The sequence below is a fragment of the Pantoea sp. SGAir0184 genome (assembly GCF_043544755.1).
The window spans coordinates 1406659-1422853 of record NZ_CP028050.1 but is presented as its reverse complement, the minus strand read 5'-3'; the positions used below and the strand labels follow the sequence as shown (position 1 = coordinate 1422853).

17 protein-coding genes are annotated in these 16195 nt (G+C 59.5%); 2 read left to right on the top strand and 15 right to left on the bottom strand.

Going from position 1 to position 16195, the window contains the following annotated elements:
- Positions 1-20: 20 nt before the first annotated feature.
- Positions 21-953 carry a 50S ribosomal protein L3 N(5)-glutamine methyltransferase gene (gene prmB / locus C1N60_RS06585; protein WP_058775834.1) on the bottom strand — a complete coding sequence of 311 codons (933 nt, stop codon included), beginning with the start codon at positions 951-953 and terminating at the stop codon, positions 21-23.
- A gap of 153 nt (positions 954-1106) precedes the next feature.
- Between prmB and smrB the strand changes: the two genes are divergently transcribed.
- A complete protein-coding gene (gene smrB / locus C1N60_RS06580) occupies positions 1107-1655 on the top strand; it encodes an endonuclease SmrB (RefSeq protein ID WP_159378563.1) in 549 nt (182 codons plus the stop codon).
- 289 nt (positions 1656-1944) lie between these two features.
- On the opposite strand, the gene sixA is transcribed toward smrB, so the two are convergent.
- From sixA to C1N60_RS06560, 4 genes are all read right to left on the bottom strand, one after another.
- Entirely contained in the window at positions 1945-2427 is a 483-nt protein-coding gene (gene sixA, locus C1N60_RS06575) for a phosphohistidine phosphatase SixA (protein WP_021509155.1), read from the bottom strand.
- Positions 2428-2622: 195 nt separating this feature from the next.
- Complete coding sequence (gene fadJ, locus C1N60_RS06570) at positions 2623-4752, bottom strand: fatty acid oxidation complex subunit alpha FadJ (RefSeq protein ID WP_394521556.1); 2130 nt, start codon at positions 4750-4752, stop codon at positions 2623-2625.
- Positions 4752-6062 carry an acetyl-CoA C-acyltransferase FadI gene (gene fadI, locus C1N60_RS06565; RefSeq protein WP_021509153.1) on the bottom strand — a complete coding sequence of 437 codons (1311 nt, stop codon included), beginning with the start codon at positions 6060-6062 and terminating at the stop codon, positions 4752-4754. Before fadI ends, fadJ begins: the two co-directional genes overlap by 1 nt.
- Before the next feature lie 168 nt (positions 6063-6230).
- Positions 6231-6527 (bottom strand): YfcZ/YiiS family protein, encoded by a 297-nt coding sequence (locus C1N60_RS06560; protein WP_394521555.1) that lies wholly within the window; start codon positions 6525-6527, stop codon positions 6231-6233.
- 358 nt (positions 6528-6885) lie between these two features.
- On the opposite strand from C1N60_RS06560, the gene fadL reads away from it, so the two are divergent.
- Positions 6886-8169: a long-chain fatty acid transporter FadL gene (gene fadL / locus C1N60_RS06555; protein ID WP_021509151.1), complete on the top strand. Its 1284-nt coding sequence runs from the start codon at positions 6886-6888 to the stop codon at positions 8167-8169.
- Between the two features lie 71 nt (positions 8170-8240).
- On the opposite strand, the gene mlaA is transcribed toward fadL, so the two are convergent.
- From mlaA to ccmA, 10 genes are read right to left on the bottom strand one after another with little or no spacing between them, the layout of a single operon-like run.
- The gene (mlaA, locus tag C1N60_RS06550; RefSeq protein ID WP_021509150.1) at positions 8241-9008 is read right to left on the bottom strand and encodes a phospholipid-binding lipoprotein MlaA; all 768 of its coding nucleotides are present in this window, start codon (positions 9006-9008) and stop codon (positions 8241-8243) included.
- Between the two features lie 35 nt (positions 9009-9043).
- A complete protein-coding gene (gene ccmI, locus C1N60_RS06545) occupies positions 9044-10255 on the bottom strand; it encodes a c-type cytochrome biogenesis protein CcmI (RefSeq protein ID WP_394521554.1) in 1212 nt (403 codons plus the stop codon).
- Complete coding sequence (locus tag C1N60_RS06540; RefSeq protein ID WP_394521553.1) at positions 10255-10710, bottom strand: cytochrome c-type biogenesis protein; 456 nt, start codon at positions 10708-10710, stop codon at positions 10255-10257. Before C1N60_RS06540 ends, ccmI begins: the two co-directional genes overlap by 1 nt.
- Positions 10707-11264, bottom strand: a complete 558-nt coding sequence (locus C1N60_RS06535) for a DsbE family thiol:disulfide interchange protein (protein ID WP_058782039.1) — start codon at positions 11262-11264, stop codon at positions 10707-10709. The genes C1N60_RS06540 and C1N60_RS06535 overlap by 4 nt, the downstream gene beginning before the upstream one ends.
- Positions 11261-13219 (bottom strand): heme lyase CcmF/NrfE family subunit, encoded by a 1959-nt coding sequence (locus C1N60_RS06530; RefSeq protein ID WP_058769877.1) that lies wholly within the window; start codon positions 13217-13219, stop codon positions 11261-11263. Before C1N60_RS06530 ends, C1N60_RS06535 begins: the two co-directional genes overlap by 4 nt.
- On the bottom strand, positions 13216-13701 hold the full coding sequence (gene ccmE, locus C1N60_RS06525) for a cytochrome c maturation protein CcmE (protein ID WP_264251286.1): 486 nt from the start codon (positions 13699-13701) through the stop codon (positions 13216-13218). Before ccmE ends, C1N60_RS06530 begins: the two co-directional genes overlap by 4 nt.
- The gene (ccmD, locus tag C1N60_RS06520) at positions 13698-13931 is read right to left on the bottom strand and encodes a heme exporter protein CcmD (RefSeq protein ID WP_031280028.1); all 234 of its coding nucleotides are present in this window, start codon (positions 13929-13931) and stop codon (positions 13698-13700) included. The genes ccmE and ccmD overlap by 4 nt, the downstream gene beginning before the upstream one ends.
- Positions 13928-14668, bottom strand: a complete 741-nt coding sequence (locus tag C1N60_RS06515) for a heme ABC transporter permease (protein WP_058769875.1) — start codon at positions 14666-14668, stop codon at positions 13928-13930. The genes ccmD and C1N60_RS06515 overlap by 4 nt, the downstream gene beginning before the upstream one ends.
- Before the next feature lie 58 nt (positions 14669-14726).
- A complete protein-coding gene (ccmB, locus tag C1N60_RS06510) occupies positions 14727-15386 on the bottom strand; it encodes a heme exporter protein CcmB (protein WP_031280025.1) in 660 nt (219 codons plus the stop codon).
- Entirely contained in the window at positions 15386-16000 is a 615-nt protein-coding gene (ccmA, locus tag C1N60_RS06505) for a cytochrome c biogenesis heme-transporting ATPase CcmA (RefSeq protein WP_104093049.1), read from the bottom strand. Before ccmA ends, ccmB begins: the two co-directional genes overlap by 1 nt.
- Positions 16001-16195: the final 195 nt, after the last annotated feature.

Genomic DNA, 16195 nt, shown 5'->3' with positions numbered 1-16195 from the left:
GCGAGCGCTCGCCCCGATTTTTAGTCTTTATAGAATGAGAAGTGCGACTGCGCCGCGACGATTTGATCGCGCGTCAGCATGAACACGCCGTCACCGCCGTTATCAAACTCCAGCCAGGTAAAGGGCACGTCCGGATACTGCTCCATCATGTGCACCATGCTGTTACCAACTTCGCAAATCAGCACGCCCTGCTCGCTGAGGTAGTCCGGCGCGCAGGCCAGGATGCGGCGCACCAGCTTCAGGCCGTCGCTGCCCGCGGCCAGACCGAGCTCCGGCTCGTGGCGATATTCGTTCGGCAGGTCGTCCATGTCTTCGGCATCGACGTACGGCGGGTTGGTGACGATCAGATCATATTTAACCTGCGGCAGATTGCGAAACAGGTCGGCGCGAATCGGCGTGACGTGATGCAGCAGACCGTGCTCTTCAATATTCTGTTCAGCCACGGCCAGCGCGTCGGTGGAGATATCGACAGCATCCACTTCCGCTTCCGGGAAGGCGTACGCACAGGCGATGGCGATGCAGCCGCTGCCGGTGCACATGTCGAGAATATGGCGTGGCGTTTCGTTGATCAGGCCGGCAAAGCGGTTTTCGATCAGCTCGCCAATCGGTGAACGCGGCACCAGCACGCGCTCATCGACGTAGAATTCATGGCCGCAGAACCAGGCTTTATTGGTGAGGTAGGCCACCGGAATGCGCTCGTTAACGCGACGGATTACGCGTTCCACGATGCGGTGACGTTCGCTGGCGGTCAGGCGCGCGTGGCGCATGTCTTCCGGAATATCCAGCGGCAGCCAGAGCGTCGGCAGCACCAGTTGGACCGCTTCGTCCCAGGGATTGTCCGTGCCGTGGCCGTACCAGATGCCCGCCGCCGAAAAGCGGCTTACTGCCCAGCGCAGCATATCCTGAATGGTGTGCAGTTCGTTCACTGCCTCATCGACGAAAATCTTGTCCACGTAGCCCTCCGCAGGCCATAAAATCAATCGGCCGATAGTGTGCCATGAAGCCGGGCAGAATTCAGCGCAGCGAGGTGAAAAAGCTGACATTTGTTGACGCTTAGCGGTAAGGTAACGGCCAGACACCCGCCATTTCTGATGATTCACTAAGACATGAGTAAAAAGACGCCGCTAAGCCAGGACGACCAGGCGCTGTTCCGCCAGCTAATGAGCGGTACGCGCCAGCTGAAACAGGATACGATCGTGCACAAACCGGCAGCGAAAAGCCGTGAAGTGCCGCTGAAGCGGCTGCTGTCTGAGCAGGCCGATAACAGCCATTATTTCTCCGATGAGTTTCAGCCCCTGCTCTCCAGCGACGGGCCGACGCGCTACGTGCGCGCCGACGTCAGCCATTACGAGCTGAAAAAATTACGGCGTGGCGATTACACGCCAGAGATTTTTCTCGATCTGCACGGGTTAACCCAGCTTCAGGCGAAACAGGAACTCGGCGCGCTGATTGCCGCCTGCCGCCGCGAGCATATTTTCTGTGCCAGCGTGATGACCGGCCACGGCAAGCACATTCTCAAGCAGCAAACCCCGCTGTGGCTGGCACAGCATCCGCACGTGATGGCGTTTCACCAGGCACCCAAACTGTTTGGCGGCGACGCCGCGCTGCTGGTGTTGATTGAAGTCGAAGAGTGGCAGCCGCCGGAATTACCCTGACCGGCAAAGGGACAGCGAGTGGGAAATAAAGTGATCTCTATTATTCCCCAAAATAATTCAGGTTGCAGCAAGGCGGCAAGGGAATGAATCCCCGGGAGCTTATGCGAAGAAGTGCCTGGGATGAAATGACTCAGCCAACGCAGTTGCGGTTTGAGCGCACATCATTCCCCAAAATAATTCAGGTTGCAGCAAGGCGGCAAGGAAATGAATCCCCAGGAGCTTACATCAGTAAGTGACTGGGGTGAATTGACGCAGCTAACGCAGCTGCGGCCTGAAGTATGACGGGGAATTACATGGCTTTGGCTAATTTGGCCGGACTCACCTGCCACGCCAGCTTGCCTTCGCAGGCGTCGGCATCAAACTCCACGCAGGCAATGGCGGAGGTGGCGAACATCGGTGGTGCTTCCTGCGGGCAGAGTTCGGAAACCAGATAGCCGACCAGCGGCAGATGCGAAATCACCAGCACCGCGTGCGCACCCTGCACTGCCAGCGCCTGTAAATGGCAGGCGACCATGCCCGGATCGCCGCCTGGCGTCAGTTCTGGCAGCACTTCCTGCCCTTCCGGCAGTTTCAGCGCTTCACGTACCGTGGCGAGCGTTTGCCCGGCGCGCAGATAAGGGCTGACCAGCACCTTATCGATTCCCGGCGTCTGACCATTCAGCCAGCTCGCCATCTGACGTGATTCGTCGCAGCCACACAGGGTGAGAGGACGAACCGCATCACTCGCTGCTTCCAGAGCTGCGTCGCCGTGACGCATGATAAAAACTTGCATAAAGCACCGCTGTTGTTTGTCGATATCGCCGGGTACCACAGCACCAGACGCTTCATTCTGCGAATGAACGCTGTGTTTTACCCCAATGGCTTGAGTATAGTCAACCGGTTGTTTATTAAATAAGCATATCTCAGAATGGTGCCGCGCCAGGCACTGCGCGGCCCCGATTCTAACCCGCTGAATCCGTGCGGCTATTCATGAATGTGCAGAAGTGTAAAAATTCGTTTTCCCTTCTGACATTGCCACTAACGCGTCACAGGGCGTAAAACGCTCGCCGTATTGCTGCATTAATGTACGTAATGTATTGACGATCTCGCCCGCACCACGCTGGTCAATATAGCGGAACGGCCCGCCGAGAAACGGCGGAAACCCGATGCCAAACACTGCCGCGATGTCGCCGTCGCGGGCGCTGCGGATCACCGCTTCGTCGAGACAACGTACCGCCTCGTTAAGCATCAGCATCACGCAGCGCGTGGCGATCTGCTGCTCGCTCTGTTTCGCCTGGGGTTTTAACTGCAGCAGGCGGTACAGACTGGCATCGGCCTGACGTTTGCGCGGCCAGCGCGTGCGCTGATAATCATAAAAACCTTTCTGGTTTTTGCGCCCTTTGCGATCGTCGGCCAGGATAGCGCTCACCGCCTGCGGCGCGCTGAAGCGTGAACCGTAGGCCTTTTCAAGAATCGGGCTGATTTTGCTGCCGACATCAATACCGACTTCATCCAGCAGCTGCAGCGGGCCGACCGGGAAACCAAATTTCACCAGTGCGCTATCAATGTGTTCAATGGGCTCGCACTCCAGCAGACAGCGCATGGCTTCATTTATATAGGGCGCGAGAATGCGGTTAACATAAAAGCCGGGACGGTCGGCGACCACCACGGCGGTTTTGCCCTGACGACGCGCCAGATCCACCGTGGTGGCCAGCGTCTGTGCTGAAGTGCCGCTATGCGGAATCACCTCGACCAGCGGCATCTTGTCTACCGGACTGAAGAAGTGCAGGCCGATAACATTCTCCGGGCGCTGCGCGCCGGCGGCGATCTGCGCAATCGGCAGCGAGGAGGTGTTAGACGCAAAGATGGTGTGCGGCTGACAGTGTTCTTCAATCTCGGCCACCATTTGCTGCTTCAGCGCCAGATCCTCAAACACCGCTTCGATCACCAGATCGCGCTGGCGGAAGCCCTGATAATCGGTGCCGCCGCTGATGCGCGCCATCTGCTGCTGGCGTTCCGCCGGCTTGAGCTGGCGACGTTTTACCTTTTTGCTCAGCAAATCCCAGCTGTACTGCAGCGCGTGGTTAACGCCGTTCAGGTTGATATCGCGGATTCGCACCGGCAGACCGGCTTTCAGCGCGGTGACGCTGGCAATCCCACCGCCCATCAGCCCGCCGCCCAGCACGCCAATCTGCTGCAGCGGGCGCGGCGGCGCATCCGCCATCGGCTCTTTCTTCAGGGCGGTGGACGCAAAAAACAGGCTGCGCAGTGCGGCCGACTGTACGGTCATCGCCAGCTCGCCAAACGCGCGCGCTTCCGCGGCGTGACCGGCGGCGCTGCCCTGCTCCAGCCCGATGCGCACCACCTGCAAAATGCGGTCGGTGGCCGGATAGTTACCATGGGTTTTACCGTCGGTCTGGCGTTTGGCCAGCGTAAACAGCAGCGGACGCGCCAGCGGCCCCTGCAGCAGGCGATCGCGGCGCGACAGGCTGCGTGCGGCGTGCTTTCCTTCATGTACACGTGCCACGGCGGTTGCCAGCAGAATCGCCTGCGGCACCGCATCATCCACCAGGCCATGCTTTAGCGCCTGCTTAGCGCGCAGCTGTTTGCCGCTGAGGATCAGCGGCAGCGCCTGCTGCACACCAATCAGACGCGGCAACCGCTGGGTGCCGCCGGAACCGGGTAACAGGCCGAGCTGTACCTCCGGCAGGCCGAGACGGGTTTTCTCATCCAGCGAGCAGATGCGCGCATCGCAGGCCAGCGCCAGCTCCAGGCCGCCGCCAAGACAGGCTCCATGAATGGCGGCGACCACCGGGAACGGCAGCGCGGCGATCTCCGCCATCACTTCCTGTCCCTGCCGCGCCAGCGCTTCAGCCTGCTGCGCCGTTTCACAACGGGCGATCATGCTGATGTCCGCACCGGCGACAAAGTTGTCGCGTTTGCCCGAAATCAGCACGAGGCCCGCCAGCTGCGCATCGCTGCGCGCCTCCGCCAGCACCGCGCGGATTTGCGGCACAAACTCCGCTTTCAGGGTGTTCATCTTTTCGCCCGGCACATCAATGGTGATCACCGCAACGTGATCCGGACGCATCTGTAAATGGAATGCAGATTCGCTCATTATTCGGCCTCCAGAACCATCGCGCTGCCTAATCCGCCAGCGGCACAGGCGGTCACCAGCCCTAAGCCGCCGCCGCGCCGCCGCAGCTCATGCAGCGTTTGCGTGATCATGCGCGCGCCGGTGGCGGCGAACGGATGACCGTAGGCGATGGAACCGCCCAGCACGTTGAAACGCGTCTCGTCGACTTCGCCCAGCGCGCGATCGCGCTTCAGCACCTCGCGCGCAAAGCGTTCATCGTTAAACAGCCTGAGGTTGGCCAGCGTCTGCGCGGCAAAGGCTTCATGCATGTCGATCAGCGTCAGATCGCCGAGGGTAATGCCGGCGCGATCCAGCGCCAGCGGTGATGCGTAAGCCGGTCCGAGCAACATGTCCTGCCAGACATCAATCGCGGCAAACGCATAGCTGCGCAGGTAACCGAGCGGTGTAATGCCCAGCTCACGCGCGCGCCCTTCGCGCATCAGAATCAGCGCCGCCGCGCCATCGGTCAGCGGCGTGCTGTTGGCCGCGGTGACCGAGCCGTGTCGACGGTCAAACGCCGGACGCAGCTTTGCATAATCCGCCGCACTGGCGTTAAAGCGAATGTTGTTATCCTGCTCAATCGGTGCTTTCCACGGCGGCACAAACGCCGGCATCACTTCCTGCGCCAGCACGCCGGATTGCCAGGCCTGTGCTGCACGCTGGTGCGAGCGCAGCGCCAGCGCGTCCTGCTGCTCACGCGTAATACCGTGCGTTTTGGCCATCTGCTCGGCGGTGTCGCCCATGCGTAAACCGGTGGAGTATTCCGCCACTGCCGGCGGCACCGGCAACAGATCGCGTGGGCGCAGGCGGCGTAAGATGTGTAATTTTTTGCTCAGGGTACGGGCTTTGTTGAGGTCAACCAGCGCGCGCGCCAGCGTTTTGCTGACGCCAATCGGCAGCACCGAGGAGGAGTCGGCGCCACCGGCAATACCTGCATCAATGGTCCCGGCCATCAGGCTTTCCGCCACGTTGGCCACCGCCTGAAAGCTGGTGGCGCAGGCGCGGCTCACGCTGTAGGCATCGGTGTGCACGCTCAGTCCGCTGCTCAGCACGATTTCACGCGCGATGTTGGGGGCTTCCGGCATCTGCACCACCTGGCCGAACACCAGCTGATCGATCACCTCCACCGGCAATTCGCTGCGCGCCATTAATTCGCTGACCACCATGCGCCCCAGCTCCAGCGCCGGAATGCCATGAAAGTCGCTTGCCTGGCGGGCAAACGGGGTGCGTAATCCGTGGGTAATGGCGATACGTTCGCCCTGACGCGTCAGCAGCGGCTGCGCTTTGCTCATTGCACTCACCTGTAATTTACGACCTGAGCATCATTGCCCAACAGGTCTGACCTGATCATCAGTGTTAACCAGGTGTTGCTAAGTCGCCAATAACAGAAGAAAAAAAGTGCGAGGAGTAACACGAAAAAGAGGCAACGCTGCCGAAAAAGCGGGTCGGCAGCGGCGGGATTAGCGTAAGCCGAGCTGGAAAATTAGCGTTTCGGCCTGGCAGACAAAGGTGAAATCGACGTCCAGGCGCACGCCGTCTGCTTCGTCGGTAAAGCGCGAATGAATCTCGCACGGATCGGACTCGACCTGGCGCGCTTTGGCGCTCAGCTCGGCCAGCATTGCTTCTGCCGCCTGACGGTCAGCGAACACGCCTGACCAGCTGGCGCTGCAATCGGTGTTGTCCATCACGGTGCCTACGTCAACGCAGCAGCAGGCTGCCGTTTCGTTCGCACTACAGTTTCTAATGGCATCAGTCATGTTTTTCTCCTGACGATAAATCAACACTATCGGATCATTTTCTGCTGCAAAGTGTACGCCGGATGCCACGTCGCGGCTATCTTCCGCCCGCTAAGTGACGAATATCACACTAAAATTTGATCCAAAACAAATTTGACTCGCTATGCTGGAGCAGAACCGCAAGGATTTTGTTAAGCAGATCTGATTTTATCGATCAAAGCAGAAATATTTTAAAAACAATATTGCAACAAATACACAGGTCGGACCTATACTCGTCGCACTGGTCTGATATGTGTCTGTATCGTCAGTCCCTACAATCCGCCGTCCTTTGTTACGCGACGTAACTACGTTTAATAATAATTTAGATGAGGTTGTGGTCATGAACCATAAGAACCTGTTTGCAAAGTCAGCTGTGGCAGCTGCAGTGGCGCTCGTCTCTTCTCACGTCTACGCCGCAGGCTTTCAACTTAACGAATTCTCAGCAATTGGCCTGGGCCGCGCCTATTCCGGTGAAGGCGCCATGGGTGATACCGCCGCCTCTGCCAGCCGTAACCCAGCCACCATGGCCCTGATGGACCGCCCTTCTTTCTCCATCGGTGCCGTCTATATCGACCCGGAAGTGGATATCAGCGGTAACAGCCCGACCGGCAACAGCCTCAACGCCAGCAATATTGCGCCAAACCAGTGGATCCCGAACATCCATTATGTGCATCCGATTAACGATCAGTGGTGGATTGGCGCCTCGGCCACCTCGAACTACGGTCTGGCCACCGAATTTAATAACGGCTACACCGCGGGCGGCTTTGGTGGCAAAACCGATCTGATGACCGGCAACTTCAACCTCAGCACCGCTTATCGGTTAAATGATAACTTCAGCTTCGGCGTCGGCTTTGACGCGGTGTACGCCAAAGCGAAAATTGAGCGCTACGCCGGTGAAGCCGGTGCCCGCGCCGGTCTGCCGGCCGATACCCAGGTCGCGCACCTGAAAGGTGACGAATGGGGCTACGGCTGGAACGCCGGTATCCTGTATGAAGTGGATAAAAACAACCGCTTCGGCTTCACCTATCGTTCCAAAGTGAAGATCGACTTCGACGGCGACTATAAGAGCAATATCCCGCGCGCCTTTAACGGCACGCCGCAGGCGATTGCGCTGGGTCTGCCGTATGGCACCAGCGGCGCCACCATTCCGGGTTCGCTGACGCTGAACCTGCCGGAAATGTGGGAAGTGTCCGGCTGGCATAAAGTGGCGCCACAGTGGGCGGTGCACTACAGCCTCGCTTATACCAGCTGGAGCCAGTTCCAGGAGCTGAAAGCCACCGGCAGCAACGGCCAGACGCTGTTCTATAAAGATGAAGGCTACCGTGATGCATATCGCATCGCGTTAGGTACCACCTACAACTACGACGACAACTGGACGTTCCGTACCGGTATCGCGTTTGATGACAGCCCGGTGCCGGCGGATAAACGCTCTATCTCGATTCCGGATCAGGATCGCCTGTGGCTGAGCGCCGGTGCGTCTTACGCCTTCACGCCGGACGCGTCGGTGGATGTCGGGGTTTCCTATATGCACGGTCAGCACGTGACGGTGAAAGAAGGTCCTTATACCTTTAATTCCGAAGGTAAGGCCTGGCTGTACGGCGCTAACTTTAACTACAAGTTCTGATAATCAGTGCAGCGGCCCATGCGGGTCGCCAGCTGAAAACAAAAAGGCGACCTGTTGGTCGCCGTTGTCATTTATTGAGAGTCGATATCTTTTAAATCGTCCTGAATCGCGCTGGCGTTCGGGTTCTCCTCCGGCTTCAGCTTGCCGCCGCTGGCGAGGAAATCGTTACGCTGGAAATAGGCGTTGCGGATAAAGGCGTACGGATCCTGCTGCTGTCTGAGCAGGCCGTCGGAATCAAGCAGCTGCGCGCGCGTTTCCACCCCTTCCAGCGTCCATTTACCGATCGACATTGGCCAGGTAAGCCAGCTCAGCACCGGATAAAGCGTATCGACGTAGTCGCCGCCATCCTGACGCACGGTAAAGCTGCCGTAACCTGGCAGCACCACGTACGGACCGTAGCCAACGCCATAACGGCCCAGCGTGCTGCCAAAGTGGTGCGGCACTTCACGCGCCAGCTGGGGATTAGCTTTGCCGGCGACGTCGATGAAACCGCCGAGGCCGAGCACGGTATTCAGGAAGAAACGGGTAAAGTGAATGCCCGCCTGACGCGGCTCGCCGACCAGAATTGAGTTCACCATGCTGGCCGGTTCATCAAGGTTACCGAGGAAGTTGCTCAGCCCGGTACGGGCCGGCACCGGCACGTAATCACGCCAGGCAACCGCCACCGGGCGCACTACATAGGGATCCAGCACGTTGTAGTTGAAGTTAAACATCGTGCGGTTGAACCCTTCGAGCGGATCGCTGCGCTGCGCAGGCGTCGTCTCGTCGGCCGGTTTGGAACTGGCACATCCCACCAGCAGTAAACTGGCCAGCGCCAGGCCGGTCAGGCGATTATTCATTCTTCTCTCCCTGTGCAGATAAAAGGTGTATCGCTTCAGGGCTGCTGCTGATTGACCTCAACAGCCATCGGCTGGTGACCATCCCAGGGGGTGACCGCGCTTAAACCAAACCAGTCGCCGGACTGCGGATTAGCACTACCATCGCGCGAAATGCGCACCCTGACCTGCACCTGATGCTGCGCCGAAAGCAGGCGATCCGGCATCATGGCGTTGCTGTCATCCAGCGTAAGCGATAGCGGGAAGTGGCTGAGCGGTAAACGCTTTACAGCCACAGGCACCGGTGAAACACCGTCAGACACAGAAATATACAACACTCCGCCCGGCGGTAACATTTTTTCTGCCTCTGGCGTTAAGCTCACCGTCAATGCCAGCTGGCTATTTTGCTGTCCCGCGTCGGTTTTCGCTTGTTCAATGCTGCGCTCTATCATGGTAATGCGTCGATCGCCGGCCGGCAGCAGCTTCAGCATCACCTGCCACGCGCCAATCGCTTCACCATACTGCTGCTGCTCAAAGGCATTGAACGCCAGCAGACTGAGGGTGCGCACGTTGCTGTGGTCGCGCTTCAGCAGGTCTTTCAGCAGCATATTGGCCTGGCGGTTATCCTGCGGATCGCTGGAGCGCGTCAGCACTTCGGCATAATCCTGCTGCAGTTCAAGGTTGTCCGGCGCCAGCTGCAAAGCGTGCTCAAAGGCCTGGCTGGCATCGGTGGAATTGTTCAGCACCATGCCGAGGCGGCCCAGCATCGCCCAGTCATTGAGGTTTTGCGGATCGTTTTGTAGCGAGGTGCGCAGGCCGAGCTGCAGACGCGCCAGCTCTTCCATGGTCAGCGGCTGCGCATTGGGATCCATCACCCGCGCGCGCAGCGCCGGGTACTCCTGCTGCACACTCTGCCAGCCCGCCAGCTGGGCGAGGCCACCGGTTTTCAGATAAACGCCCACCGACACCAGCACCAGGACGATCACACCCGGCAGCAGTACCCAGCGGCTGCTGTGATGCGCGCGTGCCGCCGCGTCGCCGGGCACGTCGGTCAACAGCGTTTGCTGCAGTTCGCGCACCATCTCCGGACGTTCACTGACCACGCCCTCGGCTTCGTCATGCTCCAGCTCGCGCAGACGCTGCTGATAAAAATCGGTATTGAGACGATCGCGATCGCCGCTGCTGGCCTGACGCTGCCGCCAGCCGGCACCGACAAACAGCGCCGTCGCCGCCGCCAGTAAAATAATCAGGGTAATCCAGAATCCAGTCATTACGGCTTCCCGTCACGCTTCAGAATCGCCGCAAGGCGCTGTTGTTCATCGTCATCCAGCTCGCTGCGCGCGTTGCCGCGTCGGCTGCGCAGAATAATAATCAGCCCGCCGAGCACCACAAACAGCGCCGGCCCAACCCACAGAATCAGCGTCGACGGCGTCACCGGCGGTTCATAAGTGACGAAGTTGCCATAACGCGCCACCATGTAATCAATGATCTGCTGGCGGCTCTGGCCCTGCTTCATCAGCTCATACACTTTCAGCCGCATGTCGGCGGCAATCATCGCGTTGGAGTCGGCAATACTGTTGTTCTGGCACTTCGGGCAGCGCAGCGATGCGGTGAGCTCACGATACTGCTCCTCCTGCTGGACCGAATCGAACTGATAAGTATCGATCGCGGCCCACAGGCTGGTGCTCAGCAGCAGCCCCGTGAGCAGCATAAGCAGCTGTTTCATACGCCGGCCTCCCTGCTGTATTTCTGCCACAGCGGCTTCACCTCTTCATTCCACACCCGGTCGTTCATGTCGCCGGCGTGGCGGTAACGGATAATGCCGTGGCCATCAATCAGGAAAGTCTCCGGCGCGCCGTAGACGCCGAGATCCAGACCGAGCATGCCGTCGCCGTCATACAGGCTCAGCGCATACGGATTGCCGAGCGTGTTAAGCCAGGTGACGGCTTTGCTGCGATCGTCTTTGTAATTGAGGCCAACCACGCGAATGCCCTGCTCCGCCAGCGTGTTGAGATATTGATGTTCGGCGCGGCAGGTCGGACACCAGGTGGCCCAGACATTCAGCAGCAGCGGTTTGCCATCGGTCAGCACCTGCTGGTTATAGATTTTACCCGGCTGATCCAGCGCTTCGAGTTTAAACACCGGCACCGGTTTACCGATCAGCGCCGATTCGAGGCGCGTAGGATCGTCACCGCTGGCGTTGCGCGTCAGCTGCCACAGCAGCGCCGCCGCCAGCAGCAAAAACAGGACTAAAGGAATAAACAGGATCTTTTTATTCATGCCAGTTCCTCGCGCTGTGCTTTTTTGCGCGAGCGATAGCGCGGATCGAGCAGGCATAACAGGCCGCCCACCGCCATAAACACGCCGCCGAACCAGATCCAGCGCACAAAGGGTTTGTAATAAATACGCACCGCCCAGGAACCGTCATCCAGCTCTTCGCCCAGCGCCGCGTAGAGATCGCGCGTAAAGCCACCGCTGATCGCCGCTTCCGTCATCATGGTACGCGCTGCGGTATAGAAGCGTTTCTCTGCATGCAGCACCGCTTCTGGCTTACCGTTGCGTGTGACATCGATAATCGCCACGCCGCCGCTGTAGTTGGGGCCCTGCAGATTGTGCACGTCGCGGAAAATAAAGTGATAGTTGTGGATATCCACGCTGTCGCCGGCCTTCATGCGCACGTCACGCTCAACGCTGTATTGGGTGCTAAAGGCAATGCCCACCACCGTCACCGCCACGCCAAGATGGCCCAGCACCATGCCCCAGTGGCTGCGCGACAGATGGCGCAATCCCGCCAGAAAACGATGCCGATGGGTAGCGCGTTCGTGCAGCTCCATCAGCGTCAGCAGGATCACCCAGATGGCCATCAGCAGGCCAATCACCGTCATCGCTTCGATGCGATCCTGCAACAGCCACGGCAGCACGATCGACAGGATCAGCGTCACCAGCAGACCCACGCCGAGCCGCTTCCACAGCTTTTGCGGCTCATCGCGGCGCCAGCGCACCAGCGGCCCGATGCCGAGCATCAGCGCGAACGGCGCCATCAGCCAGGTGAACATGGTATTGAAGAACGGCTCGCCAACCGAAATGCTGCCCAGCCCGAGCTGTTTATGCACCAGCGGCAGCAGCGTACCGAGCAGCACTACCAGCATTGCGGCAATCAGCAGCACGTTGTTGCCGAGCAGGAAGGATTCGCGCGACCAGGCTTCGCTCTGCACGCGGCTGCGCACCTGGCCCCCTTTCAGGGCGTACAGCAGCAGCGAACTGCCGATGACAATCACCAGGAAGGCGAGGATGAACATACCGCGCGCCGGATCGGAGGCGAACGAGTGCACCGACACCAGCACGCCGGAACGCACCAGGAAGGTGCCCAGCAGGCTTAATGAGAACGCGGTAATCGCCAGCAGCACCGTCCACGACTTAAAGCTGCCGCGTTTTTCTGTCACTGCCAATGAGTGCATCAGCGCAGTACCGGCCAGCCACGGCATAAAGGACGCGTTTTCAACCGGATCCCAGAACCACCAACCGCCCCAGCCGAGTTCGTAATACGCCCACGCGGAACCGAGCACGATACCAATAGTAAGAAATACCCATGCCGCGGTGGTCCACGGACGTGACCAGCGCGCCCAGGCGGTATCCAGCCGGCCCGCCATCAGCGACGCGATGGCAAAGGCAAACGCCACCGAGAAGCCAACATAGCCCATATAGAGCAGCGGCGGATGGAAGATCAGCCCGATATCCTGCAGCATCGGGTTGAGGTCGCGCCCATCAATCGGGAAGTTCGGCAGCGTGCGGGTAAACGGATTCGAGGTGAGGATGATGAACAACAGGAAGCCGAGGTTGATCATCCCCATCACCGCCAGCACGCGCGCCAGCGCATCCTGCGGCATGCCGCGGCTGAAAATCGCCACCGCTAATGTCCAGGTGCTGAGCAGCAGCACCCACAGCAGCAGCGATCCTTCATGCGCGCCCCAGGTGGCGGCGATGCGGTAATACACCGGCAGCAGCGAATTGGAGTTGGTGGCAACGTAGCCGACGGTGAAATCGTTGACCACAAACGCGTGCACCAGCACGAGGAACGCGGCGGCGATGCACAGGAACATGCCCCAGGTGAGCGGACGCGCCAGCGCCATCAGCCGGCCATCCTGACGCGCCGCGCCCCACAGCGGATAAATACTTAATAACAGCGCTAAGCCCAGCGCCAGACATAGCAGAAAGCTGCCAATTTCCGGCATCATGATTGCGTACCCGCCGGCTGATAGGCCGCTGCCGGTCCGTTATGATTCTTCTTCATTGCGTCCTGAATTTCCGGCGGCGTGTACTTCTCATCGTGCTTCGCCAGCACCTCTTTGGCGTTGACCAGATTGCCGTCCTCCAGCACGCCCTGCGCCACCACGCCCTGCCCTTCGCGGAACAGATCCGGCAGAATGCCTTCGTAGCTGACGCTGACCACGCCGTTGGCATCATACAGTTTGAACGACACCGCCAGCGTTTTCGGATCGCGTTTGACGCTACCGGGCATCACCATGCCGCCGACGCGCAGGCGCTGACCGGCCTCAGGCTTCTGGTGATCCTCACCTTTGCCGTAGAGAATTTCACTCGGGGTGTAGAACAGGTCGATGTTGGAACGCAGCGCGTACATCACCAGCGACGTGGCAAGACCTAAGCCCACCAGCACCGCCACCACCACATACAGGCGGTTACGACGACGGATATTCACACGGACTCTCCTGCTGCTTCACTGGCAGCTTGTTTGGCTTTTGCCGCGCGGATGCGGCGCTCGCGGGACTGACGCTGGCGAATCTCTGCCAGCAGGCGGCGACGGAACAACACGGTGTGCAGCACCAGACCGATCAGTGGAATCAGCGTAAAACACACGGCCAGCCAGACGTAAAAGGCATAGCCGCCCATGGCGAAAAACTCGCTCCACGATGAGAAGGCAGGCGTCATGCTTTGCGTCCTCCCTGCGCCACGTCAATCGCCCACGGGCGGTGACGCTCGGTAAACAGAATCAGGTTGCGCAGACGCATCAGGGTGAGCGCACCAAACACCAGCAGATAGCCGAGAATCGACCAGCGCAGCGGCGTGCGCATGCTGGGATCGATCGCCTGTTGCAGAATGCCCGACGAGCCCTGATGCAGCGTGTTCCACCACTGCACGGAGAAGTGAATAATCGGCAGGTTAACCACGCCGACCAGAATCAGGATGCCGGCCGCGCGTCCGGCGGTGCGGCGATCGTCGAAAGAGTGATAGAGCGCAATCACGCCCATATAGAGGAACAGCAGCACCAGTTCAGAAGTCAGACGCGCATCCCAAATCCACCAGGTGCCCCACATCGGCTTGCCCCACGCCGAGCCGGTCACCAGTGCGATAAAGGTAAACACCGCACCAATCGGCGCCATCGCCGCAGCCGCCAGATCGGCCATTTTCATCTGCCACACCAGGCCGATGAAAGCGGCGATGGCCATCGAGGCATAGACGCCCATCGACCACATCGCCGCCGGCACGTGAATGTACATGATGCGGAAGCTGTTGCCCTGCTGATAATCCGCCGGCGCAAAGCCGAATCCCCAAATCCAGCCGAGCAGCAGCGCACCGACGCCCAGGATTGCGAACCAGGGAATCAAGCGACCGCATAGCTGGTAAAGCCGCTCAGGCTTTGCCCACTGGTGTAACCATTTCCACATTGACATTGCTCACACTAAATAAGAATTCGGATGGCGGCCTCTCTGCCGGAGGCCCGCCTTAATGCAGACTGATGCGCAGCGCGGCGGCGGTCGCAAACGGCGACAGCGTGGCGCTGACCGCCAGCATGGCGCCGAGAATCGCCAGATAACCGCCGATCGGTAACCCCTGACCGGCCGCATCAATCGCCGCGCTGGCAAAAATCAGTACCGGTATCGACAGCGGCAACACCAGTAAACTCAGCAATACGCCGCCGCGCCGCAGCCCGACGGTCAGGCCGGTACCAATCGCACCGAGAAAACTCAGGGTTGGCGTGCCGATCAGCAGCGTCAGCGCCATTGCCCGCCAGCCAGCAAAATCCAGCGACAGCAGCAGCGCCGCCAGCGGCGAGAGTAAAATCAGCGGCAGCCCGGTAATCAGCCAGTGCGCAATCACTTTGCCCAGCACGGTGATCGGCAGCGGCGTCGGCAGCAACAGCAGCTGCTCCAGCGATCCATCGAGAAAGTCGTCGCGAAACAGCCGCTCCAGCGCCAGCAGCGATGCCAGCAGCGCGGCTACCCAGGCGACGCCAGGTGCGATGCGCGCCAGCTGCTGCGGTTCTGGGCCAATGCCTAACGGAAACAGCGTAATCACAATTAGAAAAAACCACAGCGGATTAATCACTTCCGCGCCGCTGCGAAAGGCAATCTTTAACTCACGCTGAATAACCCGGCCAAGCATCACGCCCACTCCGATGTAAGACGAATTTTGCGCACGCGCGCATGGCTGTCCGGCAGATCCTGATGGGTCGTCAGAATCACCACGCCACCGTTATCGGCATGATCGGCGAAGCGCGCCATTAATTTTTCCACGCCGTGTTTGTCGATGGCGGTCAGCGGCTCATCCAGAATCCACACCGGAGCCGGGCTGAGCCACAGTCGCGCCAGCGCCACGCGCCGCTGCTGCCCGGCAGAAAGCTGAGCCACCGGCACCTCTTCATAGCCCAGCAGATTGACCTGCTCCAGCGCGTCATACAGCGTGTCTTCGCTGCGATCGCCGTGCCAGAAATGCAGATTTTCCCGCGGCGACAGCACCGATTTCACGCCCGGATGATGGCCGAGATACAGCAGGTTTTGCTGCCATATTTCGCGCTGCCGGCGAATAGACTGCTGTTGCCAGCGTACTTCGCCCTGCTCTGGCCGGCTTAACCCGGCCAGCAGTCGCAACAGTGAAGTTTTGCCTGCGCCGTTGGGCCCTTCGATTTGCACCACATCGCCCGCCTGCACCTGAAAACTCAGTCCGTGGAACAGGGTTCGCTCATCGCGAACGCAAGCGAGATTAATCACTTCGAGCATAGAAGGGAGATTCATAGCAATAAATGAGGCGGGAATAATACCACACTCAAACCAGGGGCCGAAGTCTGTGCGCAAGCTCCCCCTTCCCCCAAATGGGGTATTCATGCGCATCAGATCAAGAAAGCGCTCAAAAAACCACCTTTGCTAATCTCTTGTTACTCTTAATTTGAATCTTTGTAACATTTCGCCCTTGCT

What these genes read in the sequence shown, in the direction of transcription:
- smrB (WP_159378563.1), top strand. Translation starts at nt 1,107, where the DNA reads ATGAGTAAAAAGACGCCGCTAAGCCAGGACGACCAGGCGCTGTTCCGC.
- sixA (WP_021509155.1), bottom strand. Translation starts at nt 2,427, where the DNA reads ATGCAAGTTTTTATCATGCGTCACGGCGACGCAGCTCTGGAAGCAGCG.
- fadJ (WP_394521556.1), bottom strand. Translation starts at nt 4,752, where the DNA reads ATGAGCGAATCTGCATTCCATTTACAGATGCGTCCGGATCACGTTGCG.
- fadI (WP_021509153.1), bottom strand. Translation starts at nt 6,062, where the DNA reads ATGAGCAAAGCGCAGCCGCTGCTGACGCGTCAGGGCGAACGTATCGCC.
- C1N60_RS06560 (WP_394521555.1), bottom strand. Translation starts at nt 6,527, where the DNA reads ATGACTGATGCCATTAGAAACTGTAGTGCGAACGAAACGGCAGCCTGC.
- fadL (WP_021509151.1), top strand. Translation starts at nt 6,886, where the DNA reads ATGAACCATAAGAACCTGTTTGCAAAGTCAGCTGTGGCAGCTGCAGTG.
- mlaA (WP_021509150.1), bottom strand. Translation starts at nt 9,008, where the DNA reads ATGAATAATCGCCTGACCGGCCTGGCGCTGGCCAGTTTACTGCTGGTG.
- ccmI (WP_394521554.1), bottom strand. Translation starts at nt 10,255, where the DNA reads ATGACTGGATTCTGGATTACCCTGATTATTTTACTGGCGGCGGCGACG.
- C1N60_RS06540 (WP_394521553.1), bottom strand. Translation starts at nt 10,710, where the DNA reads ATGAAACAGCTGCTTATGCTGCTCACGGGGCTGCTGCTGAGCACCAGC.
- C1N60_RS06535 (WP_058782039.1), bottom strand. Translation starts at nt 11,264, where the DNA reads ATGAATAAAAAGATCCTGTTTATTCCTTTAGTCCTGTTTTTGCTGCTG.
- C1N60_RS06530 (WP_058769877.1), bottom strand. Translation starts at nt 13,219, where the DNA reads ATGATGCCGGAAATTGGCAGCTTTCTGCTATGTCTGGCGCTGGGCTTA.
- ccmD (WP_031280028.1), bottom strand. Translation starts at nt 13,931, where the DNA reads ATGACGCCTGCCTTCTCATCGTGGAGCGAGTTTTTCGCCATGGGCGGC.
- C1N60_RS06515 (WP_058769875.1), bottom strand. Translation starts at nt 14,668, where the DNA reads ATGTGGAAATGGTTACACCAGTGGGCAAAGCCTGAGCGGCTTTACCAG.
- ccmB (WP_031280025.1), bottom strand. Translation starts at nt 15,386, where the DNA reads ATGCTTGGCCGGGTTATTCAGCGTGAGTTAAAGATTGCCTTTCGCAGC.
- ccmA (WP_104093049.1), bottom strand. Translation starts at nt 16,000, where the DNA reads ATGCTCGAAGTGATTAATCTCGCTTGCGTTCGCGATGAGCGAACCCTG.